The following is a 26,180-nucleotide window of genomic DNA, read 5'->3' as shown; positions in this document are numbered from 1 at the left end:
CCATGAGTACCATCGACATTAAAGAGTTGACCAAACAGTTTAAAGGTCAACAGGTACTGCACGGTATCTCACTTGAAGTGAACAGCGGCGAAGTGGTGGCGATAATTGGACCAAGTGGTTCAGGCAAAACAACGTTGTTACGTAGTATCAATCTGCTTGAGACACCTGACTCTGGGATTATTCGGGTTGGTGATATAGAGATTGATGGCAGCATCCCTATAAATAAGCAGCAACGACAAGTTCGTGCATTACGGCAAAAAGTCGGTTTCGTGTTCCAGAGCTTCAATTTATTTCCCCATCGCTCGGTGTTGGAAAATATCATTGAAGGGCCGGTGATTGTTAAGGGTGAAAAACGGTCAGAGGCGGTAAAACGTGCGCGTGAGCTGTTGGCGAAAGTTGGATTAAGTGGCAAGGAAGATGCTTATCCTCGTCGTTTATCCGGTGGACAACAACAGCGAGTGGCTATTGCTCGGGCACTCGCTATGCAGCCTCAGGTCATTCTATTTGATGAGCCGACATCCGCATTAGACCCAGAACTGGTGGGTGAGGTGTTAAATACCATTCGCGCACTGGCCGAAGAAAAACGGACGATGGTTATCGTCACTCATGAAATGAGTTTTGCCCGTGATGTGGCTGATCGGGCTATTTTTATGGATCACGGAAGGATAGTGGAACAAGGCCCGGCGAAAGAATTGTTTGCTGATCCGCAGCATGAAAGAACTCGCCAATTTCTGGATAAGTTTTTAAATAATCACTGATCAAGCTGTTCCAGTGAGCTATGTAAAATCATTGTGGGGGGCAATCATGTTGCCCCCATGTTGTCTTTATAATTACTCACGATGGAAAGGGAATAACTGCTAAATTTTATGCGGATGATTATAATTATGCAAATGGAGGCTCTTTTCTTAAAATTTTATCAATGATATTTAATACACCTGAGTCATTATTCGAATCGGCCTGATATTTCGCTATTTTTTTAATACGTTCTGGCGCATTCGCCATAGCAAATCCAAAACCGGCATATTGCAACATCTCGACATCATTGCCACCATCACCAAAAGTCACAACTTCTTTGTCTTTCACACCCCATATATTTTGGAGTAATTTAATACCATTGGCTTTATGTACACCGGGAATGATCAGGTCAACGGAACCATGTCCACTGGACACAGGTGCTACGATATCGCCTAATTCAGTTTCGATGAACGTCATAAAGTCCGCCAATTTTTCATCGGGCAAACTGATGGCGAACTTGAAAGCAGGCTCATCCACTTGATTAAAATTATCGATTATTTTGAGACGGTGATAATATTTACTCATGGTGGTAAAGAACGCGTTATCTGATGAATGGAGCATATATGCTCCATTCTTTCCGCAAACAATAATATCAAGGTAGGGTATCGGTAATAGTGTTTTTAGAACTTTATCACAATCATCATTGGATATTTCTCCACAAAAAATCTCCGCATTCTTATTGCTAACATAGGCACCATTTTCAGCAACAAATGCAATTTCATGGGCAATGTCTGGAAAGAATGAAATTAGCTGATAATATTGGTTGCCACTGGCAACGACGAACTTTATCCCATTATCTTTTAATTGCGCATATTGTTCGCTAAATCGTTTCCTATCAAAGTTCATTTGGTCGTTAAGAAAGGTTCCATCCATATCAACGGCAACGATTTTAATACTCATTTTGTTTCCCTCTTTAACATATTGAAGATAGTCGTTTGATAGAGAATATCTTAGCGTTATTTCTCTAAAAAAAAGCTAGCAACAATCTGCTAGCTGGTAAAATTACCATACTCAGTCACACTTTTCTCGTTAGAGATTTTTTTAACAAATAGGTACTCTTTATGTTTTTTCAGGACAAAGGTTAGTTGCTGGTATATTTTAGTTTAAATGAGCCGAGTGTAATGATCAGGAAAGTCAGTGCAACAACCGAGAATGCAGTATAAAGATCTGTTAAATGAGCAATAAAACCAATCAGTGCTGGTCCACCGAGAACACCGAAATAACCCAATGTGGCAACCATAGCAACAGACATATTTACCGGCATAACTTTCTCTTGACCAGCCAGTGTGATAAGCACGGGAACAATATTGGCAGCGCCAATTCCTACCAGCGCAAAACCAAACAGTGTAAATTTCCAGTCAGGTATAATGACCGCAATTGCATAACCGATCATGGCGATGATACTGCTGAAAATCAGCACGCGTTTACGCCCCAAAAGGCTGACAACTTTATCGCCAGTGAAACGCATGATTGACATCGTTCCACCAAAAATTGCGAATCCCCAGCCTGCATGTGTTATATCAAGGCCCCGATCATTAGTGAGAAAAACACCGCTCCAATCTAATACTGCACCTTCCGCCATAAAACAAATCATGCACATTAATGCCATTAACACGAGTCGGAAATTGGGCTTTGGTTTTGTTATTGCTTGCTCAGTAGGTTCTTTATGATCACCAAAGGGGATTAATTCATTGAAAACTGTAGCGGTAATAATGGCGATTACTGTAATGGCAATGAATGTCACAGAGAGAGGCATCAAACCAAGCGTAAATAATATCGCACCGCCACCAGCACCGGCAATTGAACCAACACTGAAGAGGCAGTGGAAGCCAGACATCAGGGGCTTATTAGATGACTGCTCCACTAATGAACCTTGAACATTAATTGCAACATCTGTCAGGCCAATACCTGCGCCAAAAAAGAATAGGCATAACGCCATAAAAAGAAAATGATCAATGATTGCCAGCGTTGGTAGAAATATGCAGGTGAGTGAGATACCCAATAACATGATATTTCTGCACCCAAATTGGCCGATGAGTTTTCCTGAGAAAAGCATGGCTAATAGTGAACCAGTCCCTAAACAAAGTAATAATAACCCTAATGCCCCCGCATCGAAATGCAGTCGACTTTGTGCATAAGGCACCAGCGACGCCCAAAGTCCCATAGCAAACCCGGCAACAAAGAAAATGGCACGCGTAGATGCTCGTTTAGCATAAGTATCCAGGGGGGAATCGAGAGTATAGCTAGACATTCAGTGTGGCCTTTAGGTGGTTATTCGTGTTGAAACCAGCTGCGGAATCAAGATAAAAACACTTAATAAAAGACTTATATTAAGTCATAAAATATAGTGATAGCACCTGAGGTGTCAAGAACATTCTGCCGTGGTGCGTGTTTGTTCGAGGCGATTAATGAGGGATATAACGGTGGTCACAGATATGAGATTTTTAGTGTTATAGCAGGGCTTTCAACATCATTGGAGTCGGTCAGGATTAGCAGTCAAAGACCCTAAAATTATTGTAGGCATCAAGGGTATATTCTGATATGCCTTTATGGTAATCAGATTTTATAGAATCGCGATAAACAAAATGTGGAATATGCTTGCTGTCAAATTTCTTTAATAACTCAATCGTTAGCGCATCAATACATGCCTGATTGATGTTATTCCCTGATATTGCTACTGTGACTGGATTAATAATAACAATTAAAGATGAAGTGATATGGAGGAGCTTTTCAAACTCGGGGATATGATGAGGATTAGTATTCTCCGCGGTGGTTAAATTATCATAGTAGGGTAGTTTTGATACCTCACCCGCAAATTGACTTGCCCCACGTAGCATCTTTCCAGAAATAACGATGCCACAACCTGCGCAATGTCGTGGAGGCATGAAAATGTAAGCGATAGGGTCATTTATATTGCGACAATCATTTCGATAGAAGCCAAATGCTGTGTAATTCATATCATTGCCCACTTGGACGAAAATATCAAATCGACTATTTAACCGCTCAGCAATATCCAGTCCTTCTAAGTGAGTAATATCACAAGTCAGGACTTTCCCATCGACTACGACGCCAGGGAGACCAAGGCCTAATGCCTTGATATTAGGATGTTTTTCTATAATTTCTTGAATATGATTAATTAACATATCTACAGTCAGATTATTATAGACTTCATTATATTCTTGAATTTTTTTGCCATCGGCAGAGGTGAGATAAGACGAAATGATGCCACTGTCATTGGTGCCTTCAGCATAAACACTTAATATACTAAAGTAATCGGCGTTATATATATAACGTTTTGCTGGTCGGCCTCCGCGTGATTCATCGAGAGACACTTCAATGACCTCTCCTTCAGCACATAACTCATTCAGGATAGTACCGCAGGTTGCCAGACTTAACCCTGTTTGCGTGGATATATCGCCTTTGGTTGCGGATACTAATGATTTTAATGTGCTAGTCACCAGCATGATATTTTTCTTTTTCATCTGTCTGGTTGTATTAATCAGCACTGTGGTCATTTTTTTTCACCAATAATTCAATTGGAAGAAATATAACATGTTCGTATTTATGAATAAATAATTATCATGGCCTTTGCCGGATGTTACAGTGTTTAGAATGAGTGACAGACCTCTTATGCTTGTCGAGAGATATTTGTAGCATTAGAGTTAAGATAACTGTGTTGGAGGAGAATAATATATGACGAGTAAAAGAAGAGGGATAGGCTACATCGCCATTGTGGTTGACGATTACGATAAAGCGATTGAGTATTACACTGAAAAATTGGGTTTCTTTTTGAGGGAAGATGAGCCGCAGCCAGGGAAACGCTGGGTATCGGTTTCACCAACAGAAGATAGCGAGTGTCGCTTATTGCTGGCTCGTGCCTCTAATGATAATCAAGCGGCTTTTATTGGTAATCAATGTGGCGGACGGGTATTCCTTTTTCTTGAGACCGAAGACTTCTGGCGTGATTATCAATTAATGAAGTCTAAAGGGGTGACGTTTTGTGAGGAACCGCGTGAAGAAGCCTATGGTATGGTCGTGGTGTTTGAAGATATTTATGGTAACCGCTGGGATCTCTACCAAAAATAGAATTCTCACTGCCGATTAGAAAATAAAGCCGACATTAGATGGGTTGTAAACCAGTCACTGATTTAATTGGAGTGCTGAAAAGAGCGAAAGGAGATTGCTGTGAGTATAAATAAGATTACATTACAGCGGGTCTATGATGTTGAACCACCTTATCAGGCCCATACTTTCTTGGTTGACCGTTTATGGCCGCGTGGCATCAGTAAAGCACGCCTGGAGGGGGTCGTATGGTTAAAAGAGGTTGCACCAGATAACGCTTTGCGGCAATGGTTTCACCAACATTTGGATTGGCCGGAATTTGTCATACGCTATCAGGCCCAGCTCAATAACTCTACTGCCTGGGAACCTTTGCTGGCTGTTTTGAAACACCAGCCGATCACGTTGTTATATGGCAGCCGTGATGCGAAAAATAATCAGGCAGTAGTTTTGCGTGATTTTCTGCTCGGTAAACTAAATCCGTAGGTTTATTTACCAACCTACGGACTGCATATTTTATTTAGCCTACTGATTTTTGTTCATATAACTCAGCTGGTTGTGTTATTTGCACTTCATTTTCTTTGGTTGAAGTACTCATTGGGTCTACGGCGACCTCATGGGCGCGTTTACGCAAACAAAACCAACCAATAACCAGCAATATGGCGATCACAGGTAACGTTGCAATGGTCCAAGTACCGTTTGGATAGTCGAACGCCATCATCACTAATACACCCGCCAGGAAGAACAGTGTCAGCCAGGATGTTATCGGGGCTCCGGGCATTTTGAAAGAGACAGGTTTCGCTGTCCCTCTCTTTATTGCCTGACGCAACTTCATCTGACAAACAATGATGAAAGCCCATGAACTAATAATTCCTAATGATGCAATATTTAATACAATTTCAAATACTTGTGATGGTACAAGATAATTTAATACTACACCCAAGATATAGACGCAAACTGTCACCAGTATCCCTGTATAGGGAACAGATTGAGGACTCATTTTCGACATAAATTTCGGAGCAGAGCCGCCCATTGATAACGAACGTAATATACGTCCGGTAGAATATAGACCTGAGTTTAGGCTAGAAAGTGCAGCAGATAAAACCACAATGTTCATGACAGTCCCGATGTAAGGGACACCTAAGTTACTGAAGAATGTTACGAAAGGACTTTGGCCTGCTTGATAGGCATTCCAGGGTAGCAAACATACCAGCAGAACCACAGAGCCGACATAAAACAGTCCAATACGTATAATCACGCTATTAATAGCCTTAGGAAGCATTTTTTCCGGGTCTTTACATTCTCCGGCAGCGGTGCCAATTAGCTCAATACCTGCAAAAGCAAATATGACCCCCTGAACTAATACCAATGCAGGAAGCAAACCATGCGGAAAGAATCCGCCATTATCCGTTATCAAATGTATGCCAGATGGATGGCCAGCAACGCTTTGCCCCGTACCGAGGAAGATCACGCCAACGACTAAAAACAGCGAAATAGCAGCAACTTTGATCAATGCAAACCAGAACTCCATTTCTGCAAACCATTTCACTCCAATCATATTCATGGTGGCGACAATTGATAGCGCACCTAAAGCAAACAACCACTGAGGAACATCTGAGAAAGTACCCCAGTAATGCATATAGAGGGCAACAGCAGTGATATCGACAATGCCGGTCATTGCCCAATTGAGGAAATACATCCAGCCGGCCACATAAGATGCTTTTTCGCCGAGAAACTCACGAGCATATGAAACAAAGCTACCACTGGAAGGGCGATGTAAAATCAGTTCACCTAGGGCTCTGAGGATGAAAAACGAGAAAATCCCGCAAACTAAATAGACCAAAGCTAATGCTGGGCCTGCCATTTGTAACCGGGCACCTGTACCCAAAAACAAGCCAGTACCAATAGAACCGCCGATCGCTATCATCTGTATATGACGTCGGCCCATACTTTTGTGATAGCCAGTATCATGAGAATCCAACCAACGCTTTCTCGCCGCGTGAGGAGGAGCTTCCGTTGAGTGCTTTCCTGATATTATTGACATTCCCTATTTTCCCGTCTGTTGTGCAATCATTGTGAATGTATTACTGCAACTGATTGCTAAAGGTTAATGCATAAATAGCGTCTTAGCGCCTTCACTTGTTATGGTGTTTAGCACGACTATTGAATTATGGGAGGGCATGCTATCGTTTATGTCGTTATGAGGCAAAAAAATATTCACTTATAAATTATTTTTTTTTGCTGTATTACAGGAATCAGTAATTAGATAAGGAGATTAATTTATAATCACGATAGATGCTTCTGTGTTTATGTATTTATTTTGGTTATTTGTTAAATTGTAATTGTTGATGTAACTGGTTGTTATTGCTGGAATATTGTTTTTTGTTTCAAACACAAAAAATAACTATCCGCGTTGATAATGTTTAAATTTTTATATGTCATCTAATATAATGACTTAATCTGTAATTGTATGTTGTTTTAATTGAATGAGTAGATAATACAGTGTTGATGTAATTTTATAAAATCAGGGTTTATTTTTATTTAGAATAAAACTCATTGTAGGTAATAGTATTTATTTTTTGATTAAATAACCTACAATAAAGTGAGCGGTTAATAAATACCATTCAGATACCGATGCTGCGCTGTCGTTAGATTGGGTAATGTAAATAAATGTTGCAGTCATAATATAACAGACGGTATTTCCTATCGTGTACCGTCTGTTATTAAGTGCTGAGTTCAGCTTGATGGTGATGTTATTGGCAGTATTGTTTTAATAGCTCTTGTTTGCCAAGCAAAAGTTTATACAGATAAACTGGGCGTCCAGTTGCGCCATATAAAACCTTAGTATTCAAAACCTCAGTATCAGAAAGATAAATCAAATACTTACGGCAAGAAACGCGTGAAATACCAATAGCATTTGCCATTTGTTCGGTTGAAAACTCACTCTCTTGCACTTCTTGAATCCATTCACAAACAGTTCGTAGTGTTTGCGCTGTCAGGCCCTTGGGTAATTTTTTTCGTTCGGTAGATATGATCGCATTACTGCGGCGTAACAATGAATCGACATCTTCTTGCGCGCAATATTCACGTTGCCCCAATAAGTTCTGCTTTTCGCGATAAGTAGAAAGCGCTTCTTCAAAACGCGAAAATTGAAATGGTTTAATTAAGTAATCCACCACACCGTATTGCAGTGCTTTTTTAATAGTATTTACATCCGTGGCAGATGAAATAACAATCACATCAGTATGTTCACTGAATTCGCGTAGGACAGGTAGTAAGTCCAATCCATTGTCTTGGCGCATAAATACATCTAACAAGACCAAGTCAGTGGGCTGTGATGCGGCCATAAAATGCTCACGGGCTTGCTGTAAGCTGGAGACTGAACCGCAACAGTTGAAACCTGCCACCTGGCTCAGATAACACTTGTTCAACTCCGCTACCATTGCATCATCATCTACTATCAATACATTAATCATGATTTACCGCGCTGATATTGTTTGAAAAATTATCACTATAAGCCATGTTATTTGAGGTTATATTGTAGGGAATACTGATAAAGAACTGTGTAAAAACCCCGGCCTCAGAATCGAATTCAATATTGCCGCCAATACTTTCTAAACTTTGGCGAACCAGGCTCAAACCAATGCCGTGTTCATCCCCTTTTGTCGAGAAGCCATTGTCAAAAATACAGTCTTGTAACTCAGCTTTAATACCAGGCCCATCATCACTTACGACACAATGTACCCGGCCATTTTGATAATGGAAACTGACACTTATTTCTCGTTGAGATTGGCTACCAATAGCTTCCATGGCATTTTCTATCAGATTACCTAATACCGTAATTAAGGTGGTCGTCACTTGCTCATCATCAGTATCTGGCAATAAACTATCGTCGCTGATGGAAAGAACGATCCCTAATTCGCGCGCACGGTTCATTTTACCCAACATAAAACCTGCAATGACAGGGGATTTTACCTTGCGTAGTAACGAGCCAATTTCCGCCTGATAATTATTTGATGTTTTAACAATATAATCTTCAAGCTGCTGGTAATGCTTCATATGTAATAAACCCAGAATCACATGGAGTTTATTCATAAATTCGTGTGATTGTGCACGCAATGCATCGGCATAATGCGCCATGCCAGTCAGACGTTGCATTAACTGACTGATTTCAGTTTTATCTCGAAAAGTGGCGATTGCGCCGATAATATCGCCTTTCACCATCACCGGAACAGTGTTGGTCAGTAATATGCTGCCGTTAAAGCTGATCTCTTCATCACGGCGGGCAATGCCGGTTTCTAAAACCTGCTGCAAATACAAACGCACGGGCCAATATTTAATGGCATTGCTGAGTAATAAATTCTCCATCGGCTCACTTTGCTTAAATAAACGCTTTGCTTCATGATTGACCACAGTAATGCGCGAGCCAGCATCAACAGCGATGACACCTTCTTTAATTGATTGCAGCATGGCGTTACGCTGTTCAAATAGGTTAGATATTTCGTAGGGTTCGAAGCCCAGCATGATTCTTTTCAGCGCCTTAACTAGAAACCATGTACCGAGTGAGCCAATCAGTGCACCAAATAATATGATCCAGGGGATAGTCCAACGGGTTTCACTGACAACTGTATCAATGCTGGTCAGAGAAATTCCAATCGCGACGACTCCAATTTGCTGGCTATGAGGCCCATAGACAGGAATAAAAATACGTAATGCTCTTTCCAGTACCCCTTGGTTTATTGCGCTATTCTCTTTGCCTTGCAGTGCCGGTTGTAAATCATCGCCGATAAAATGCTGACCGATCATCTCAGGGTTAGGATGTGAATAACGAAGACCTTTCATATCAGTTACAACAATAAACAGCAGGTCATTCGCTTTCTGAACTTCACTGGTGTAAGCCTGAATCTGTCGTTCGGATTCTGGATCTGTTAGCCCGTGAATAATCGTCGGTGAAAAAGATAAGGCTCGCGCGACGGCAACGGCTTTATCGCGCAAGCCATCTTGTGCCATCTGACTAAGTTGCATGAAGAAGAATGTGTGAACCACCAATAGCACTGAGACGATTACCGCAGAGACCATCAGGGTTATTGATGTACTCAGTCGTAATGGCACTTTTTGCTTTCCAGCCGTTGTTGCGTTGTTCATGTCAGTCTCCAGAGACACCGGCTGCGTGTTGTTCAGGCGTCCAGCTTGTTGATCCGAGTGCCATATAAATAGCTGCAAACATTATTACCCTACAGTTTACGCTGTTTACTTATTAGGTGGTTGAGACGTAGGGTCACTTTAGTGACATCACGATTCTTATCGTTATCAATTTTACCCCTGTGCGGGTCTCTTTGATGTAAGGGGGGCTTTATGCTTTTATGTGTCGGTGGGTGAAGACTGTAGCGCTATTGGGGGGGAAGAGATGTTCCGCTTGATGTTGTTTTGGCGCTGGAATATGTGTACCAATGCGTAACATTTATTTAAATGGCTCGTTATAGATAATAATTAATTATTATGTCGGATTAATGCTGACTTACATGTTTATCTGCTGTTTGTTATTAAATAACCGCGAGCAAAAATCACATCCTTTATCGCTATTACTATGACATTACAATGTTTTTTTATGTTTTCTTTTGAAAAATACATAATCCAGTAATTCAAAACAACTGATATACAGTTTCCATAACCTGAGATATCTTACTCTGAGAATTTTATGATCTTTTGATAACGCAGGACTCAGAGAAACTAAAAATTACTATTATCGTTTTATATAAATTAAAACGTAGCTGTATTTCTGGCGATTAAAATAAGCCATAGAGCCAAAAGAAAGAAAGAAAAATAAACAGAAGGCAAACGGGAGATAACTATATGCCTACAGATGATAGCAAAAATGGAATTATCGACTATGTATCTACCGGACATCTGCCAGATCCAGATACGGTGGTTAAATTGGTGCAAGAAGCCCACAAACGGTTTAGTACTGACAATGAAGGTGTTGTTTCGACGGTTTATCCTGCATTAGAACGCATTCCTCCTAATCTATTTGGCGTCTGCATGGTCGGCACTAACGGTAAAGTGCATTCAGCTGGTGATGTAGATTATGAATTTACCATCATGAGCGTCTCCAAACCTTTTGTTTTTGCACTGGTCTGCCAGGCTATCGGGGCGAAAGTTGCCCGTGAAAAACTGGGCGTCAACAGCACAGGTATGGCATTTAACTCAGTGACGGCCATTGAGCGGGCACCTGATGGGCGCACTAATCCTATGGTGAACTCCGGTGCTATTGCCACCACCAGCCTGGTTCCAGGGGCGACCAGTGACGAGCAGTGGAAATTCATTTATGACGGTTTGTGTCGCTTTGCTGGCCGAGAACTGACCCTTAATGAAGAAGTGTATCAATCTGCTTGTGAAACCAATTTCCGCAATCGTGGCATAGCCAATGTATTGGAAGGTTATGGACGTCTGGGGTGCGATCCCCTTATCGCCACCGATCTCTATACGCGCCAATGTTCGTTGAATGTCAGTGCTAAGGACTTAGCTGTCATGGGTGCGACACTGGCGGACGGTGGGGTTAATCCACTGACTCGTGAGCGGGTGGTCGATAATGATGTTTGCCATTACGCATTGGCGGTAATGGTAACGGCAGGGTTGTACGAAACATCTGGGGACTGGCTTTATGATATCGGCCTTCCTGGGAAAAGCGGTATTGGTGGCGGTATTGTGACAGTGTCACCGGGTAAGGGTGGGTTGGGGACTTTTGCACCGTTACTGGATAGCGCTGGTAATAGTGTTAAAGGTCAACTGGCCGCTCGGTTCTTATCACGTAGTCTTGGGATGGACATGTTTGTTTCTGAGCCTTACACCGAAAAGAGTTGAGCCGTGAGAGTCAGGTAAAACTCAAAAAACCGGTCATGTGGCGACAAACGCGCTTTGTAAAACCGGGTTGAGTTTAAAACAATATTGTTTTTCAAAAGGATAGAGATATTTATGGCGAATCAATCAACTCACCGCGCAGGTGCAGAAATTAAAGAGTCTTGGGTGCCGATGATCACCATCGCATTGGCCCAGATTCTGATGTCATTTAACGTGGCCTCCCTGCCGGTAGCGTTAGGTGGAATGGTCAAGAGCTTTAATGTGCCACCAACGACGATTGCAACGGCGATCGTGATGTACTCACTGTCTGTTGCTGGTTTCGTGATGTTGGGTGCCAAACTCAACCAACGTTTCGGGCCGCTGGTGGTATTCCGCAGTACCGTTCTGTTGTTTGGTGTCGCGCAGGTCATGATGACATTCAGCCCAAATGTCACCGTGATGATCAGTGCTCAGGCATTAAGTGGTCTGGCGGGTGCCGCGTTGGTTCCTGCTCTGGTGGCCTTGATTGCTGAAAACTACCGCGGTACGCAACAGGCAACAGCACTGGGTGCTTTAGGCTCAGCGCGTGCCGGTGCCGGTGTGGCAGCATTCCTGATTGGTGGTGTTCTGGGAACATATATCGGCTGGCGTCCAGCGTTCGGCATCTTGATTGTGTTGTCTGCCATCATCTTTGTGTTGAGCTTCCGTTTGAAGTCTGACCAGGGCCGCCCGGAAGTTGGCATTGATGTGTTCGGTGTCATTTTGGCTGCGTCGGCGATTATCCTGCTGTCATTTGGCTTTAACAACCTCAATCGCTGGGGCTTCGGTCTGGTTCGTGATGGTGCGCCATTCGATCTGCTGGGCTTCTCTCCTGCACCTTTCATGATTGTATTGGGTATTGTGCTGGGTCAGGCGTTTGTCGTCTGGACTCGCCGTCGTCAAGAACAAGGTAAAACACCTTTATTGGCGCTGGAAGTGCTTAGCTCACCGACTGAAAAAGCCGCTGTATTTGCTATGTTTGCAGTGGTTGCACTGGAAGCTATGCTGAACTTCTCGGTTCCGTTGTATATCCAGATAGTGCAGGGCAGTACCCCGATGGCGACGGCGATTGCCATGATGCCATTTAACTTATCGGTGTTCTTCTCAGCGATGTTGATTGTTCGTTTCTATAAGAAGCTGACACCACGCAAAATTGGCCGTTATGGTTTCATCACTTGTACCATTGCTCTGTTGTGGCTGGCATTTGTGGTGCGCAATAACTGGAGTGAATTCGCGGTACTGTTTGGTTTAGTGGTATTTGGTTTGGCTCAGGGGGCGTTGGTAACTTTACTGTTCAACGTGTTGGTCAGTGCCTCACCGAAAGAACTGGCCGGAGATGTCGGCTCATTACGTGGTACGACTAATAACCTGGCAAATGCTATCGGTACTGCTGTTGCCGGTGCGCTGCTGGTCGGTTTGCTCAGTGCCAACGTGATCCGTGGTGTGGCTGAAACGCCAATTCTGACACCAGAAATTCAGGCGCAAGTAAATATGGATAGCATCAACTTCGTCAGTAATGACCGTCTGCAAGGCGTGTTGGCGCAAACCACTGCGACACCAGAGCAGGTCGCGGAAGCGGTGCGAGTCAATGAAGAAGCCCGTCTTCGCTCACTGAAATTTGGTTTATTGATTATGGCATTGTTATCACTACTGGCTATTTTCCCGGCCGGTCGTTTACCTAATTATCTGCCGGGGGAATTACCTGCGGATAATCTGGTTAAAAAAACCGGTAAGTAAGCCGAATCATCATCGGCAGTAAAAAGAAACTGACCATTAATTATGAACTGACTATTAATTATGAACTGACAGTGAGCCGCGAATACGGCCCTGTCAGTTTTTTTAGCCAAAACACTCACTCAACCATGTCGTTTTTATCTCAGCACTGTAATGGCAGAAAACTGCAAATGATGCATAAATTCGCGTAAAATCAGCAAACGTGCAGCAAATTCATTATCTGCGGGAATTCCTTCCGATGCAGCTGGCCTACCCATCATGACGGCTGCCAGCCGGTCAAACATTCGCTCAACAGACTCCAGCGACATAACGGTTTTCGCTTGCGTGGGTAAGCCCGCAAGATGTGCAATCTCGGCAATATAATCATCGGTGGTAATCAGTTGTGAGGTTTTATTCACCGCAGGGCTGATGCGAATAACCTCATCTTCCACCACCATAATGGCGGTTTCCATCTCATCTGGCGTGGGGGGGTTATGTTTGAAATAACGCAAAGCAACATTATTAGATCCAACAGTAAGCCACTGTTCAGCGAAAACCATGCCAGAGCTACCCGCGACCACCGTTGTCGATTCATGGCCGATAGATAGCAGAGTTATTAAAGAATTATCACCGATAATTGCGCGAACCTGTTCATATTCCGTTTGAATGTGACTCATCACCAAACCGCCTTATTCATTGCTGTTACTCGCCCTAATCTTGCGAGGTATTCCGCATTTTTAAACAAAAATTCAAAAGACTAAATATATTTTGATACGGATCAAGACACATTTCTGTTGTTTAGTGTTAATGTTAATAAATCTCATTATCAACTTCATGTGCGTCACTCATTATGCGAACTTGGCACAAACTCTTCCTGCTTTGCTGTTGTTGGTGGCTATCCAGCTCTTTAGCCTGGGCGACTCAAGACTATCAGCAGTGGGTCAATGATATCCAATCCCGTCTCGATAAAACCTCTCAGTTGTACCAACAGCAGAAAAATGATGAAGCCCGCACCACGGTACAAATGGCTTATTTTGAAGTATTTGAGAACCTGGAAGGGCCGATTCGCATCAATATTTCGGCGCAGAAAAGTTATCAAATGGAAGCCGCCTTTGGTGAAATCCGGCGCATGATCGGCGAGGGGAAACCCCAGGCTGAGGTTGATAAAAAAATTAATTGGCTTAAAGGTGAGTTGGCTGGCGTACTGCCCGTTTTAACTGACGGCCATAAACTTACTGCTGAACAGCAACATGCAACCTATGAAAACAGCGACATTGCTGTTTACTGGCAGCAAAGTTTCAAGATTATTGATGACTTATTGGCGCAGGCTATTAGTGAATATCAAGAAGGTAAATTCGCAGCCGCCAGCCAAAGTGTGCAACAAGCGCACTATCTGGGGTTTAAAAACTCTGAAATGGAGATGTCGGTGCGTGGCAATCGCTCTGCACAACAAGCCGCGGCGATAAACCAACAATTTACTGCTCTCATCGATTTAACCAGTAAACCCGACCAACTAACCGAAGTTGCCTATCGTGTCACGGGCTTACTTCAAACCATCGAAGATACATTGCCGGGCTTACCGACTACCCGTGAGCAGCAGCAAGTTACCGCTGATCAACCCGCCTCAGGACAACCTTCTGACTCAAATGCCAATTCTGATGGGCAGGCTAATGCCGATTGGGCAGCTGTTTCCAGCAAAATAAATCAGGCTATTAGCGAAGCCATCAGCCAGTACCAGAACGGGCAAACCACGCCAGCAATGATGGCCGTCCAGGATACTTATTTTGATTTATTCGAAGCCAGCGGTATGGAGAATAAAGTTGGCTCGCGTGATGCTGCGTTCAAATCAACATTAGAGGGCCATTTCACCCGCTTAGTCAGTTTGATGAAAGCCGGTCAGCCAGTAGAACAGCTACAAACGGAAGCCGTGGCCTTGCAAAAAGATCTGGCCAGCGCGGTTGAGATGCTCGGTGGCGGGGATGAAACGGATTGGAGTCTGTTCATCTACAGCTTGCTGATCATTGTGCGCGAAGGGTTGGAAGCCTTGCTGATTGTGGCGGCTATCGTCGCTTATCTGGTGAAAAACAATCATCAGGACAAATTGCCACTGATTCGCCAATCCGTGGTGGTGGCCTTAATTGCCAGTGTGTTAACGGCCTTTGTCTTCCAGTGGCTATTTGCAAATTCAGGGCAAAGTCGAGAGTTATTAGAAGGTTTCACCATGATGATTGCGGTGGTGATGCTGTTCTCCATGAGTTATTGGTTGCTATCAAAAACGGAAGCACGCCAATGGAAAGCCTATCTGGAGGGGAAATTCTCCAAGTCACTCAGTAGTGGCTCAATGATAGGGCTATGGCTAACCAGTTTCCTGGCGGTGTACCGCGAAGGGGCTGAAACCGTTCTGTTCTATCTCGCACTGATGGGTGACGCCAGTACAACGAGCGGTCACCTGTCTATCTTGGCCGGTTTTGGTGTCGGTTGTGTCATCTTGCTGGTGGCTTATCTGGTCATGCGCTTTACCGTCGTCAAATTGCCGCTCAAACCCTTCTTTATGTTTACCGGTGGTTTTATGTACCTGATGGCATTTGTGTTTGCCGGTAAGAGTGTTCTTGAGTTGATTGAAGGCAAATTGTTTGAGCCAACACTGCTGCCTGGCGTACCTGAAATTAGTTGGTTAGGGATCTATCCGTATCTGGAAACATTGATTCCTCAAGGAATATTGCTGATTGCTGCGCTGGTTGCCTTGTGGGTAATGCAGCGGCGGGGGCGCGCTATTCCGGCTCAGTAATATCTCAGTATGATGGCCCGGCATGATGCCGGTGTGAATAACAAACTGTACTTATCATTTGATACCTGAGGGTGTGTTACATGACTATGAAGAAAACGATTATTGCCAGCAGCATCATTGCAAGTATTTTTGCAGCACCTGCTGCTTTTGCCTTTAAAGAGTATCCTGCGGGCGAACCTATCAAAATTAATGATATGGAAATTGCTGCGGTTTATTTGCAACCGATTGATATGGAGCCTCGTGGCATGGGCTTGCCTGCCGCGAAAGCCGATATCCATCTGGAAGCGGATATTCATGCTACTGAAGGTAATAAAAATGGTTTCGGTGCCGGTGAATGGATGCCATACCTGACCATCGCTTATACCTTGGTGAATACAGACACGGGTGCTAAGCAAGAAGGTACATTTATGCCAATGGTTGCCAGTGATGGCCCACATTATGGCGCGAATATCAAAATGATGGGCGTAGGTAATTACAAAGTTACCTACCATATCAGCGAGCCATCCAAAGCGGGTCTGCATCGCCATACCGATAGCGAAACCGGTGTTGGTCGCTGGTGGAAACCTTTTGATGTGAGTTATGACTTTAAATATACCGGCCTGAATTGATAACACTGGCCGCGATGGCAGCATCGTTGTCGCGGCTTTTCTTTATGATAAATGGTCAGATAATGGGTGTTATCAGTTTCCTGTAAGGTCAGCAGTGATAACTGGCAGGTGTTGTGATCCCTCCAAGGTGTGCTAATGAGTTACTTTTTTGTTTCCGTACTACAAGCCTTTTTACCTGTCGCGTTATTACTGGGGCTGAGTTGGGCTGTTAGGCCTGCGCCTGCATTAAATCGCGTCGTATGGATAACAATACTTATGGTGGTGGCAGGGATGTGGGCCGGTGCTCATTATCCAAAATCGCAGCAATTGCAGTTAGCTCTGGCGGGGATTCAACTCCTTGCATTGATATTATTTTTATTCAGTCAATTTATCCTTGGCCGCGCAGTAGGCTATGGTTGGCAGGCATTGTTGGTATTGGGGGCTGCATTTAATTGGGGGAATAACCCCAATCTGGGCGCGTTTACCAATACTCATGTGATCAATACTGATTTACTACTTAACCTGGCTGCCATTGTGGTGGCATTTGCTTGGGTTGTCTTCAGTGCAGTATTGCTGTTGATGATGGTAAGGCAGTTGCGGTATATCCGTTGGCCACTGCTGGTCCTGTTAACGCTATTGCTGATTTTGCCGCTGAGTGGCGATGCAATCTTGTTATTGATGAAGCTACAGGTCTTGCCGTTAACCAAATCACTGCTCAGTTATGTTGCTTTAGTCACCAATGGTCATGCCTGGTTAAGCTATGTTTGCGCACTGTTGTTGGCGATAACGACCCTGTGTTATCTAATACCGTTGCACCACTCCAGTAAGGTGGTTACTGAACATTCGGAGCCAATTGCGCACCGCAAAGCCTTAGCTGATTACCGTAATGTACGTAGAATCTTTATTTTCTCCTTGCTGGCTTGGGTCGTGGTGGCTGGAGCCCAGCTTTACTGGGATAAAGTCGCCTCTCAACCCCCTCAATTATCGGAGGCTTTACCCGTCGAGTTAGCCGCCGATGGCTTAGTTCATATCCCCGTTGAGCAAGTGCGAGATGGTAAATTACACCGTTTTGTCTGGGTGGCTGATGATGGTAAAGCTGTGCGCTTCTTTATTATCAACCGCTATCCCGATCGCTTGCGCCTGAGTGTGGTCTTTGACGCTTGCCTATTGTGCGGTGATCAGGGTTATGTGATGGAGGGTAATCAGGTGATCTGTGTTGCTTGTGCGGTGCATATCTTTATTCCGTCTATCGGCAAAGCTGGGGGATGTAATCCAATCCCACTGGAAGATTGGAAAAGTGATGATAAAGAGTTAGTTATTCCCAAAGCATCTCTTGAGGCGGGCGTGAATTACTTCACGACGGTTGTTACCTTGGATGTCATTGATCCAGTTGATAAAACTCACCTGACGAACCAAAAGGCTGAGTATAAATATAGTTATGGCGATAAAACCTACTTCTTCTCATCCGAGGCTAATTACAACCGTTTCCGCGAACATCCAGAGCAATTTGTTACCCCGGTTCTCAGTGATGAAGACAATGACTCACAGGAGAACCCGTAATTATGCTGTGGCGCATGCTCAAGCAGTCTTGGTTCCGAAATGTCCGTCGTAAATCACTGGCCGTATTTACGGTATTTTTGGCCGCCGGACTCATTTCTTCATTATTGGCGGTGTCGATAGATATTGGCGATAAAATGTCCCGCGAACTGAAGTCTTATGGTGCCAATATCCTGATTGAGCCCGCCGGTCAGGTGGCATTGCCATCCCTGTTTGGTGAGAAAAGTAACCCACTTACGGGCCAGGATTTTCTGGATCAAGCTGAATTACCCAACATCAAAGATATTTTTTGGCGTAACAATATTGTGGGTTTTGCCCCATTGTTGAGTGGGGAAACTGAGGTTAACGGTCAGGATATCCCACTATTAGGCACCTATTTTAATCAGCCCGTTGATGTGCCTGATGAAGAGGATTATCACACCGGTCAGCAAATTATTAGCCCTTATTGGCAAGTCAATGGTAACTGGCCGCAAGAGCCGGTCAAACCTGATGCCACAGAAGTAGAGGCTTTATTAGGTAAGCAACTGGCACAACAGACCGGTTGGAAAATCGGTGATGAACTGAACCTTAACGGAGCTTCTGGCCCGCTGAAAGTGAAGATAAGTGGCGTGCTCAGCAGTGGTGGCGAAGAGGAAAGTCGCCTGGTGTTGCCACTGGCCGCAGTGCAATCGCTGCTTGGCCTTCCGGGGAAAGTTCAGGCAATCCGAGTCTCGGCTCTGACGGTGCCGGAGAATGAACTGTCGCGTAAAGCACGCGAAAATCTGGAAGCTCTCAACGCCGAAGAATATGACTTGTGGTACTGCACTGCTTACGTTTCTTCCATTGCTCACCAATTAGAAGAGGCAATATCCGGTTCAGTGGTGCGGCCTATCTGGCAAGTCGCCGCATCAGAAGGAGTGGTGATTGAAAAGATACAGCTATTGTTGGCGGTGGTGACACTGGCCGCATTGATTGCAGCAGCGATGGGGATCGCGTCGCTGATGACCAGCACGATTATGGAGCGGGCGAAAGAGATTGGTTTAATGAAAGCCTTGGGCGCGCGGCAGTGGCAAATTTTGATGCTGTTCTATCTTGAAGCGGCAATCAGCGGTTTGATCGGCGGACTGGCAGGTTGCCTGGCGGGGTGGGGGTTGGCAAAAACCATCGGCCTGATGCTGTTTGGTGCACCGCTGAGCTTTGCCTGGATGGTGGTGCCTTGTGTGCTGGTGATTTCTGTTTTAATTGCAGTGATTGGAACATGGTTCCCCGCCCGTCGCATCGCTCGTCTTTATCCGGTGGAGGTGCTCTATGGCCGTTAATCATCGGGCAATTCAGCATAAAGGGTTGGATGGCATGTTCTGGCGATTAGTGCTGCGTGCACTGCGCTTGCGCTTGCAACGAGTCAGTGTTGTCTTTGCGGCATTGACAGTTGGCGCGGCGATTGTCACGGCAATGTCAGCAGTGTATTTCGATATTAATGCCAAAATGAGTCAGGAATTACGCACTTTTGGCGCTAATTTTTACATTGGCCCAGGGCACGGCAACACATTTGAACAAGGGCGCTTCCAGCCAATTATTGATGCTGCGCCCAAAGGACTGATCAATGCTTCAAGCCCCTATATTTATGGGATGGCGCGCACTGAGCTGGAAAAAGTAGTGCTGATGGGGGTGTGGTTTGAGTCATTGCAACAGTTAGTCCCTTATTGGCAAGTGACCGGTAACTGGATTGGCGTTAGTTTTGATGACCGCAATGCCATGATTGGCGTCAAACTAGCCGAACGTTTGCATGTCAAGGTGGGTGACACTCTCACTTTGGTCAATGGTAGTGAACGCCAACGTTTGCAAGTTAAAGGTATTGTTGAGGCTGGCGACGCCACAGATAACATGTTGATCGTCAATCTTGAGTTGGCGCAAAAATGGCTCAATCAGCCGGGGCATATCAGTAATGCATTGTTGAGTGTCAGTAATGACGTAGGTCAGGTTGAGACCTTTGCCAGCCATCTTCGTGAGCAATATCCGGATCTTGAGATTAGGCCGATTCGTAAGGTTTCAGCTTCCGAAGGGCAGGTTCTCGACAAGATAAAAGGGCTGATGGGGTTGGTCTCTGTGGTTATCCTCATTTTGTCATCTCTATGCGTCAACACCACCTTAATGGCGATAGTGGGCGAGCGCTCAAAAGAGTTTGCTCTGCAAAAAGCACTGGGAGCCAGTGATGCTGACATCATCCGCCAGATGTTAACCGAAACATTGATTATCTCCCTGGCTGCTGCCGTCTGCGGCGCATTGTTAGGCTATATATTGGCACAAGTCTTGGGGCAAACAGTATTCAGCGCAGCAATTGCTTTACGTGCGCCGGTATTGCCGCTGACACTGGTGTTGTCATTGTTAGTGGCCGCTGTGGCGGCAATTGTTCCCACCCGCCGGGCAATTCATATTGAACCCGCGAAAGTCCTGAAAGGAGAGTAGCAAATGACCTCGTCACTATTACGGGTGCAACCTGAACACGACACCGATGCGGTTATTGAAACTCGGCATTTATACAAACGTTTTGGGCAAGTGACGGCGCTGGAAGATATCAATATCCGCATTAATCGTGGTGAGTTTGTGGCGATTATGGGGGCATCTGGCTCAGGTAAGACTACGTTGATGAATATTCTAACCTGCCTGGATACCGTCACTGAAGGGCAGGTATTGCTCGATGGGGTTGATGCTGCTGGCTTGGATGAAGAAGGGCGCAGGAAATTCCGGGCAGACAAGATTGGGTTGGTATTCCAGCAATTTCACCTTATTCCTTATTTGACTGCGCTGGAGAACATTATGTTGGCGCAGCATTATCACAGTGTGGTGGATGAAGACGCGGCTCGACAAGTCTTGGAGCAGGTCGGTATGACACCACGTATGAGCCATTTGCCGAGCCAACTCTCTGGTGGTGAGCAGCAGCGGGTATGCATTGCGCGGGCGCTGGTCAATCAGCCACCCATTATTTTTGCTGATGAACCAACGGGTAACCTTGACGAAGAAAATGAGCAGCGGGTGTTGGATTTGTTAAACCATATCCATCGTCAGGGTAGAACCATTGTGATGGTGACCCACAACCCGGATTTAGGCTGTGTTGCTGATCGGATTATCCGCCTCCAGCACGGTAAATATCTTAATGAAGAGAGTAATCATCATGTGGCGTAAAACGGTCGGTTTATGCGCTTTACTGTTATTGCTGAGCGCGTGTAAGCAAGAAGAAGTTGCCGTGGGGGAAGTTGCCCCCCAATTGGCGGCTTATGATCTGCAAGGTAAACCCGTTGCACTTGAACAGTGGAAAGGCAAACAAGTTTACCTCAATTTCTGGTCAGCAAGCTGTGGTGGCTGCCTGGCAGAGATGGCAGCGTTGGATAAATTAAGTCAGCAATATCAGCAGGATATTGTGGTGGTGGCTATCAATACTGATCCGGAGCAGGTGGATATTGCCCCAGTACTGGCGCAGCGTAACATCAGTTACCCTGTCATTCGCGATCAACTGGGCATCACCCAGGAGCGCTATCAAGTCATTGGCACGCCAACCTCTTTTATGATTGACCGCAGCGGTAAGGTGACGGAGTTGCATCAAGGGGCGCGGGATGAGAAAGCGCTGACCACATTGTTCCAACAATGGGTGGCGGGGGCATAATGAAAGTCTTGTTACTGGCTACGTGCATAATTGTGTTTAGTGCCGCAGCTCAGGCCGCCACTGACGGCGAACATATCTATAAACAAACTTGTTCAAGTTGTCATGGGCGCCTGGCCGATCGAAAAGGACTTGATAAAGCACCGCCACTGATATCGTTATCTCGCAATGAAATCGTTGAGGGTCTAACCGAGCGGCGTGACGGCAAGATTGTCGGCAGAGGTAATAAGGCAAAGGCACATTTGACTGATGATGATATTCAAAAATTGGCAGACCATATCGAGAGCTTAAAAGCGGCTAAGTCCACAACCCCATAAAGTCATTTTACGCGATATTCTACTGATTTTATGAGTTGGATAGGCTGAAGCCTTGCTGCTGACAAACTCCAAAGACTCGATCTTGTAAGGTGAGGACAGGTAGAAGAGTAAAGCGTCCGTGCCAAGGATGGCGCGGGGCGATCCCCCAGGGAGGGGTTTACGGCGTCTTTACGATCTGCCTGTTTTCACCGTTACGGGCACTTTGTCATTAACCTCAAGTTTTGCTGTGAGCTTGCCTGGCAGGGTAGCTTCATTTAATAAGATTTATGCTGTACTATATGTTGCATATTAAATGCATCTTTAAATTATCTGAGGAATATCAGCATGGAAAATACATCAGCCTTGCTTTGCTACAAACAGTTACCTGTCTGGAATAGCGCTGGCGTACCCGCGATGTTTCGTGAAAAGCACAATACCAAAGCCGGAACATGGGCCAAATTAACGATTCTGAGTGGAGAAATGGATTTTTTGATCCTTGATGAAGCGGGTAACACGCTGGAAAGACACTCTTTCTCTTGTGAGAATCAGCCTCCCTTTATTGAACCACAAGTTTGGCACCGTATTGCCGCGTGTTCAGATGACCTGCAATGCCAACTCAGTTTTTATTGCACACCAGAAGATTTTTATCATAAGAAATACAATTTAACACCCACTCATTCTGAAGTGATTGAGGCCGTGAAAACGGTGAAACCCGGAAAAGCATTGGACTTAGGCTGTGGCTCCGGACGTAATTCGTTGTATCTTAATTTATTAGGTTTTGATGTGACTGCTGTAGATAAGAATGATGAAAGTATCAGCCGCTTGCAGCAGATCATTGAGCAGGAACAACGGTCGAATATTACCGCCAGCACTTATAACATCAATGAAGCCAGCCTGGATAATCGCTACGACTTTATTCTTTCAACCGTCGTGTTAATGTTCCTACAGCCAGAAAGAATCCCTCATATTATCAAGAATATGCAAGAGTGTACCTTACCTGGTGGTTACAACCTGATTATCTCCGCAATGTCGACAGATGACTTCCCTTGTACAGTGCCGTTTTCCTTCACATTAAAAGCGGGTGAATTACGCCATTACTATAAAGATTGGGACATCCTTAAATACAACGAAGATGTTGGGCAATTGCATAAAACCGATGCACAAGGTAACCGGATAAAATTGCGTTTTGCGACCCTGCTGGCGAAAAAAACGGCATAACCTTAGCAAATTCGTAATATTCAACGCTCCGTTGGGTAATCTCTTATTTAGCGGAGCGGTAAATTGGGATCATCACGTAATCGACCGACAATATAATCAATAAAAACACGAAGTTTGGCGGGTAAATAGCGTGTTGGAGGGTAGAGCAACCATAAACCCCCGCTATATGAGCTGATAAAGCACCATTCGGGTAATACCTGCACTAGCTGTCCCTGCTGCAAGGCTGTTCTGGCGGTAAAATAGGGTAAACTACCAATACCGATATGTTGTAATACGGCATCTAGCCTGACACCGGTGTGATTCGCGGCGTAGCGGCCCTTTACTGCAACCGTGATAGCCTTAGTCCCTTGACGAAACTTCCAACGTGCATCCCCCGGTGTTTCTCCGAGATAAATACAGCTATGTTGAGCTAAATCATGAGGATGCAGCGGTGTACCCTGGGCAGCAAGGTATTCAGGGGTTGCGCACAGTAGATGTTCGATATTCATCAGTTGCCGCCCGACCATCCCCGGAGGGGGTTGGTCAGTAATCCGAATGGCCAAGTCTACATTTTCATCAATCAAATCGACATAGCGGTCATCTAATATTAGCTGCACATCTATTTTGCTATAGCGCTGTAAAAATTCCGGCATATGAGGGTGAACTACAAATCTACCCACCGCTTTTGGCACACTGACGCGAATAAGCCCTTCCGGTTCCTGGCTATATTGGCCACTGATCTCCATCACCGAGTTGGCGGCATTGAGCATGGTGTTACAACGTTTAAAAACCTCTTCGCCGCTTTCACTTAAACGCAATTTACGCGTCGTTCGTTGCAATAAACGGGTTGCCAGTGCTTTTTCAAGCCGACTTACGCTGCGGCTAATGGCTGAGGGTGAAACCCCCAATTGGCGGGCGACAGCTGAAAAACTGCCAGTTTCGACGACCTTAACAAAAATAGCCATTTCACTCAGTAAAGCTAGCGGAAGATTTGTGCTCACAGCGCAATAGTCCTTTGAGTATGTAGCGGATTATCACATCAGACTGACAGCAATATAATCATAATGGAAATGATAAAAGGATAATGATTATGACGACCCGTCTATTTTTTGAGAACGATACGCTGACAATGGATGTTGATGTACTGAGCTGTACGCCGGATGGCGAGGAATTTGCTGTGCTATTGCTGGCGACTATTTTCCATCCGCAAGGTGGGGGGCAACCTTCTGATATCGGTTATATCGGCGATAATCAAGTGTTGCGGGTTGTTCAGCAGCAGGAGCAATTAGTTCATTATCTGGCGAAACCCATTAAGCCAGGAACCTATTGTGCTCGTGTGGACAATGAGCGCCGCCTATTAAATACGCGTATGCATTCAGCGGGGCATCTTATTGGAAATATTGGTGAAGGTTATGGTTGGCAGCCTGTGAAAGCACATCACTGGCCAGGGGAAGGGCGAGTATCATTTAAACGGACACAAAACCCACAAGTACTTGATATTGATATTATTCAGGCGGCGTTGGAACAGTTTATCCGGCAAGATTTACCCAGACATATTTCAGTACAAGATAATTTCCGCGAAGTTGGTTTTGGCGAATTATCGGTCTATGCCTGTGGTGGCACCCATGTCAGTTCATTGCGAGAACTGGGTAAGGTTACTGTGCAGTCAATTTCGGAGAAGAAAGGTGTTTTGTCGGTTAATTATCGGGTTGATTAGCCTGTGAACATAAACGACATAAGCAATTTCTGATATGACCTGCGAGGATGATTATTTTAGCATTTAATGCTGTTGAGAATTATTAATTAACTTCATTGATAATCATTATCACTGAGTGTAATAATATCATCCATATGAGTTTCGTGGAGTATGGATTGTGGCGAATGCAGCTGAAGTGATTTACCCTTCAACAACTGCGATTTCTGATGAAATCGCCAGTTTGTTCGCCCGTACATTCGTGCACTTCTCAGAATCGTTTTATGTTGATGCGATAGAAATACCTAAAGACAGTGTATTGCTTGAGCAGTGGGCGGCAGAAAATAGCCTACCCACGTTGATGCAAAACTATGAAAATCACTATTACAGCGATACTGATCTTAATCCGAATCAGAAAGCGCTGTACTCGTTATGGGGGCAATGGTATTTCGGTTTGGTTATTCCACCGATGATCTTGATGTTACTGGCATTACCTATAACGATAGATACCCGTCCAGAAAGAGTTCGCATAAAATTTCATGTAACAGGGCGGCCTGAAGCTATTTACTACCAACACGACTGGTTAGATAGCTCGCCGTCATCTTTGCTGCAACGGCTCTATTTATTACTCGATCATCATATTATTCCTGTTATGAAGAGAATCGAGCGCCAACCAAAAGCCAATACCCGGCTGATATGGAATAACATAGGTTATTTGATGTTTTGGTATCTGCGCGAATTTGCAAATAAGTTAGGCCCTATTGAGGGTTATGACGTCATTATTGAAAATCTTTTTCTCACCTCAAACTTGCCTGATGGAAGAGATAATCCGCTCTATCGCACTGTTATTCCGCGTAATGGGGGGATGGAGCGCCGTACTTGCTGCCAGCGTAATAAACTTCCTGGTGTCGGCAGTTGCCTTGATTGCCCGTTAGAATCTCGTCCATAACCGGTATATCATTCAGCTTACAGATAAAGTAAG

At 44.7% G+C, this 26,180-nt stretch carries 24 protein-coding genes; 16 read left to right on the top strand and 8 right to left on the bottom strand.

The annotated features are described in order from the left end of the window. Positions 1-2 precede the first annotated feature (2 nt). Positions 3-758, top strand: a complete 756-nt coding sequence (gene tcyN, locus FTB31_RS06990) for an L-cystine ABC transporter ATP-binding protein TcyN (RefSeq protein ID WP_077175446.1) — start codon at positions 3-5, stop codon at positions 756-758. Positions 759-882: 124 nt separating this feature from the next. Here the strand turns inward: tcyN and FTB31_RS06985 are convergent, their stop codons facing one another. From FTB31_RS06985 to FTB31_RS06975, 3 genes are all read right to left on the bottom strand, one after another. After that, positions 883-1,695 carry a Cof-type HAD-IIB family hydrolase gene (locus FTB31_RS06985; RefSeq protein ID WP_227731245.1) on the bottom strand — a complete coding sequence of 271 codons (813 nt, stop codon included), beginning with the start codon at positions 1,693-1,695 and terminating at the stop codon, positions 883-885. 181 nt (positions 1,696-1,876) lie between these two features. Further along, positions 1,877-3,046 (bottom strand): MFS transporter, encoded by a 1,170-nt coding sequence (locus FTB31_RS06980; protein ID WP_077175444.1) that lies wholly within the window; start codon positions 3,044-3,046, stop codon positions 1,877-1,879. Between the two features lie 238 nt (positions 3,047-3,284). Further along, positions 3,285-4,310, bottom strand: a complete 1,026-nt coding sequence (locus tag FTB31_RS06975; protein WP_050075400.1) for an ROK family protein — start codon at positions 4,308-4,310, stop codon at positions 3,285-3,287. Positions 4,311-4,488: 178 nt separating this feature from the next. On the opposite strand from FTB31_RS06975, the gene FTB31_RS06970 reads away from it, so the two are divergent. Both FTB31_RS06970 and FTB31_RS06965 read left to right on the top strand, forming a co-directional pair. Beyond that, positions 4,489-4,881, top strand: coding sequence for a VOC family protein (locus tag FTB31_RS06970; protein ID WP_050075401.1), 393 nt, complete (start codon positions 4,489-4,491; stop codon positions 4,879-4,881). A gap of 99 nt (positions 4,882-4,980) precedes the next feature. Then, complete coding sequence (locus FTB31_RS06965; RefSeq protein ID WP_077175443.1) at positions 4,981-5,340, top strand: DUF488 domain-containing protein; 360 nt, start codon at positions 4,981-4,983, stop codon at positions 5,338-5,340. A 34-nt stretch (positions 5,341-5,374) separates the two neighbouring features. On the opposite strand, the gene ansP is transcribed toward FTB31_RS06965, so the two are convergent. The 3 genes from ansP to FTB31_RS06950 form a co-directional block, all read right to left on the bottom strand. Beyond that, positions 5,375-6,898 carry an L-asparagine permease gene (ansP, locus tag FTB31_RS06960; RefSeq protein WP_050075403.1) on the bottom strand — a complete coding sequence of 508 codons (1,524 nt, stop codon included), beginning with the start codon at positions 6,896-6,898 and terminating at the stop codon, positions 5,375-5,377. Between the two features lie 709 nt (positions 6,899-7,607). Continuing rightward, positions 7,608-8,330, bottom strand: coding sequence for a two-component system response regulator DcuR (gene dcuR / locus FTB31_RS06955; protein WP_050075404.1), 723 nt, complete (start codon positions 8,328-8,330; stop codon positions 7,608-7,610). Continuing rightward, on the bottom strand, positions 8,323-9,999 hold the full coding sequence (locus tag FTB31_RS06950; protein ID WP_227731244.1) for a sensor histidine kinase: 1,677 nt from the start codon (positions 9,997-9,999) through the stop codon (positions 8,323-8,325). The genes dcuR and FTB31_RS06950 overlap by 8 nt, the downstream gene beginning before the upstream one ends. A 708-nt stretch (positions 10,000-10,707) precedes the next feature. Between FTB31_RS06950 and glsA the strand changes: the two genes are divergently transcribed. Both glsA and FTB31_RS06940 read left to right on the top strand, forming a co-directional pair. Then, positions 10,708-11,715, top strand: a complete 1,008-nt coding sequence (gene glsA, locus FTB31_RS06945) for a glutaminase A (RefSeq protein ID WP_050075406.1) — start codon at positions 10,708-10,710, stop codon at positions 11,713-11,715. 111 nt (positions 11,716-11,826) lie between these two features. Next, the gene (locus tag FTB31_RS06940) at positions 11,827-13,467 is read left to right on the top strand and encodes an MFS transporter (protein ID WP_050075407.1); all 1,641 of its coding nucleotides are present in this window, start codon (positions 11,827-11,829) and stop codon (positions 13,465-13,467) included. Between the two features lie 134 nt (positions 13,468-13,601). On the opposite strand, the gene FTB31_RS06935 is transcribed toward FTB31_RS06940, so the two are convergent. Then, on the bottom strand, positions 13,602-14,120 hold the full coding sequence (locus tag FTB31_RS06935; RefSeq protein ID WP_050075408.1) for a hypothetical protein: 519 nt from the start codon (positions 14,118-14,120) through the stop codon (positions 13,602-13,604). Between the two features lie 173 nt (positions 14,121-14,293). On the opposite strand from FTB31_RS06935, the gene FTB31_RS06930 reads away from it, so the two are divergent. The 9 genes from FTB31_RS06930 to tehB all read left to right on the top strand — a co-directional run bounded on the left by FTB31_RS06930 (position 14,294) and on the right by tehB (position 23,526). Beyond that, on the top strand, positions 14,294-16,231 hold the full coding sequence (locus FTB31_RS06930) for an FTR1 family protein (RefSeq protein ID WP_077295248.1): 1,938 nt from the start codon (positions 14,294-14,296) through the stop codon (positions 16,229-16,231). Between the two features lie 80 nt (positions 16,232-16,311). Beyond that, entirely contained in the window at positions 16,312-16,839 is a 528-nt protein-coding gene (locus tag FTB31_RS06925; protein ID WP_004390794.1) for an iron transporter, read from the top strand. A gap of 135 nt (positions 16,840-16,974) precedes the next feature. Then, positions 16,975-18,378, top strand: a complete 1,404-nt coding sequence (locus FTB31_RS06920) for a Fe-S-containing protein (RefSeq protein WP_227725978.1) — start codon at positions 16,975-16,977, stop codon at positions 18,376-18,378. A gap of 2 nt (positions 18,379-18,380) precedes the next feature. Next, positions 18,381-19,673: an ABC transporter permease gene (locus FTB31_RS06915; RefSeq protein ID WP_077175438.1), complete on the top strand. Its 1,293-nt coding sequence runs from the start codon at positions 18,381-18,383 to the stop codon at positions 19,671-19,673. A gap of 34 nt (positions 19,674-19,707) precedes the next feature. After that, the gene (locus tag FTB31_RS06910) at positions 19,708-20,820 is read left to right on the top strand and encodes an ABC transporter permease (protein WP_175631739.1); all 1,113 of its coding nucleotides are present in this window, start codon (positions 19,708-19,710) and stop codon (positions 20,818-20,820) included. A 3-nt stretch (positions 20,821-20,823) separates the two neighbouring features. Continuing rightward, on the top strand, positions 20,824-21,537 hold the full coding sequence (locus FTB31_RS06905) for an ABC transporter ATP-binding protein (protein WP_005168971.1): 714 nt from the start codon (positions 20,824-20,826) through the stop codon (positions 21,535-21,537). Next, on the top strand, positions 21,527-22,015 hold the full coding sequence (locus FTB31_RS06900) for a TlpA family protein disulfide reductase (protein ID WP_050075413.1): 489 nt from the start codon (positions 21,527-21,529) through the stop codon (positions 22,013-22,015). The genes FTB31_RS06905 and FTB31_RS06900 overlap by 11 nt, the downstream gene beginning before the upstream one ends. Further along, positions 22,015-22,329, top strand: coding sequence for a c-type cytochrome (locus FTB31_RS06895; protein WP_050075414.1), 315 nt, complete (start codon positions 22,015-22,017; stop codon positions 22,327-22,329). Before FTB31_RS06900 ends, FTB31_RS06895 begins: the two co-directional genes overlap by 1 nt. Before the next feature lie 324 nt (positions 22,330-22,653). Further along, positions 22,654-23,526, top strand: coding sequence for an SAM-dependent methyltransferase TehB (tehB, locus tag FTB31_RS06890; protein WP_077175437.1), 873 nt, complete (start codon positions 22,654-22,656; stop codon positions 23,524-23,526). A 47-nt stretch (positions 23,527-23,573) separates the two neighbouring features. Here tehB and FTB31_RS06885 read toward each other — a convergent pair whose 3' ends face one another. Beyond that, entirely contained in the window at positions 23,574-24,506 is a 933-nt protein-coding gene (locus tag FTB31_RS06885; protein ID WP_227731243.1) for a LysR family transcriptional regulator, read from the bottom strand. Positions 24,507-24,595: 89 nt separating this feature from the next. Between FTB31_RS06885 and FTB31_RS06880 the strand changes: the two genes are divergently transcribed. Beyond that, complete coding sequence (locus tag FTB31_RS06880; protein ID WP_227731242.1) at positions 24,596-25,222, top strand: alanyl-tRNA editing protein; 627 nt, start codon at positions 24,596-24,598, stop codon at positions 25,220-25,222. A 157-nt stretch (positions 25,223-25,379) separates the two neighbouring features. After that, positions 25,380-26,147 carry a siderophore-iron reductase FhuF gene (gene fhuF, locus FTB31_RS06875; protein ID WP_227728977.1) on the top strand — a complete coding sequence of 256 codons (768 nt, stop codon included), beginning with the start codon at positions 25,380-25,382 and terminating at the stop codon, positions 26,145-26,147. Positions 26,148-26,180 lie beyond the last annotated feature (33 nt).

Source organism: Yersinia proxima, assembly GCF_902170785.1.
Classification (GTDB): Bacteria; Pseudomonadota; Gammaproteobacteria; order Enterobacterales; family Enterobacteriaceae; genus Yersinia; species Yersinia proxima.
The sequence above is the reverse complement of the archived record's forward strand: the minus strand, read 5'-3'. Positions and strand labels throughout refer to the sequence as shown.

Excerpts from the sequence above, each read along its gene's own strand:
- tcyN (WP_077175446.1), top strand. The coding sequence starts at position 3 with ATGAGTACCATCGACATTAAAGAGTTGACCAAACAGTTTAAAGGTCAA.
- FTB31_RS06985 (WP_227731245.1), bottom strand. The coding sequence starts at position 1,695 with ATGAGTATTAAAATCGTTGCCGTTGATATGGATGGAACCTTTCTTAAC.
- FTB31_RS06980 (WP_077175444.1), bottom strand. The coding sequence starts at position 3,046 with ATGTCTAGCTATACTCTCGATTCCCCCCTGGATACTTATGCTAAACGA.
- FTB31_RS06975 (WP_050075400.1), bottom strand. The coding sequence starts at position 4,310 with ATGACCACAGTGCTGATTAATACAACCAGACAGATGAAAAAGAAAAAT.
- FTB31_RS06970 (WP_050075401.1), top strand. The coding sequence starts at position 4,489 with ATGACGAGTAAAAGAAGAGGGATAGGCTACATCGCCATTGTGGTTGAC.
- ansP (WP_050075403.1), bottom strand. The coding sequence starts at position 6,898 with ATGTCAATAATATCAGGAAAGCACTCAACGGAAGCTCCTCCTCACGCG.
- dcuR (WP_050075404.1), bottom strand. The coding sequence starts at position 8,330 with ATGATTAATGTATTGATAGTAGATGATGATGCAATGGTAGCGGAGTTG.
- FTB31_RS06950 (WP_227731244.1), bottom strand. The coding sequence starts at position 9,999 with ATGAACAACGCAACAACGGCTGGAAAGCAAAAAGTGCCATTACGACTG.
- glsA (WP_050075406.1), top strand. The coding sequence starts at position 10,708 with ATGCCTACAGATGATAGCAAAAATGGAATTATCGACTATGTATCTACC.
- FTB31_RS06940 (WP_050075407.1), top strand. The coding sequence starts at position 11,827 with ATGGCGAATCAATCAACTCACCGCGCAGGTGCAGAAATTAAAGAGTCT.
- FTB31_RS06935 (WP_050075408.1), bottom strand. The coding sequence starts at position 14,120 with ATGAGTCACATTCAAACGGAATATGAACAGGTTCGCGCAATTATCGGT.
- FTB31_RS06930 (WP_077295248.1), top strand. The coding sequence starts at position 14,294 with ATGCGAACTTGGCACAAACTCTTCCTGCTTTGCTGTTGTTGGTGGCTA.
- FTB31_RS06925 (WP_004390794.1), top strand. The coding sequence starts at position 16,312 with ATGACTATGAAGAAAACGATTATTGCCAGCAGCATCATTGCAAGTATT.
- FTB31_RS06920 (WP_227725978.1), top strand. The coding sequence starts at position 16,975 with ATGAGTTACTTTTTTGTTTCCGTACTACAAGCCTTTTTACCTGTCGCG.
- FTB31_RS06915 (WP_077175438.1), top strand. The coding sequence starts at position 18,381 with ATGCTGTGGCGCATGCTCAAGCAGTCTTGGTTCCGAAATGTCCGTCGT.
- FTB31_RS06910 (WP_175631739.1), top strand. The coding sequence starts at position 19,708 with ATGTTCTGGCGATTAGTGCTGCGTGCACTGCGCTTGCGCTTGCAACGA.
- FTB31_RS06905 (WP_005168971.1), top strand. The coding sequence starts at position 20,824 with ATGACCTCGTCACTATTACGGGTGCAACCTGAACACGACACCGATGCG.
- FTB31_RS06900 (WP_050075413.1), top strand. The coding sequence starts at position 21,527 with ATGTGGCGTAAAACGGTCGGTTTATGCGCTTTACTGTTATTGCTGAGC.
- FTB31_RS06895 (WP_050075414.1), top strand. The coding sequence starts at position 22,015 with ATGAAAGTCTTGTTACTGGCTACGTGCATAATTGTGTTTAGTGCCGCA.
- tehB (WP_077175437.1), top strand. The coding sequence starts at position 22,654 with ATGGAAAATACATCAGCCTTGCTTTGCTACAAACAGTTACCTGTCTGG.
- FTB31_RS06880 (WP_227731242.1), top strand. The coding sequence starts at position 24,596 with ATGACGACCCGTCTATTTTTTGAGAACGATACGCTGACAATGGATGTT.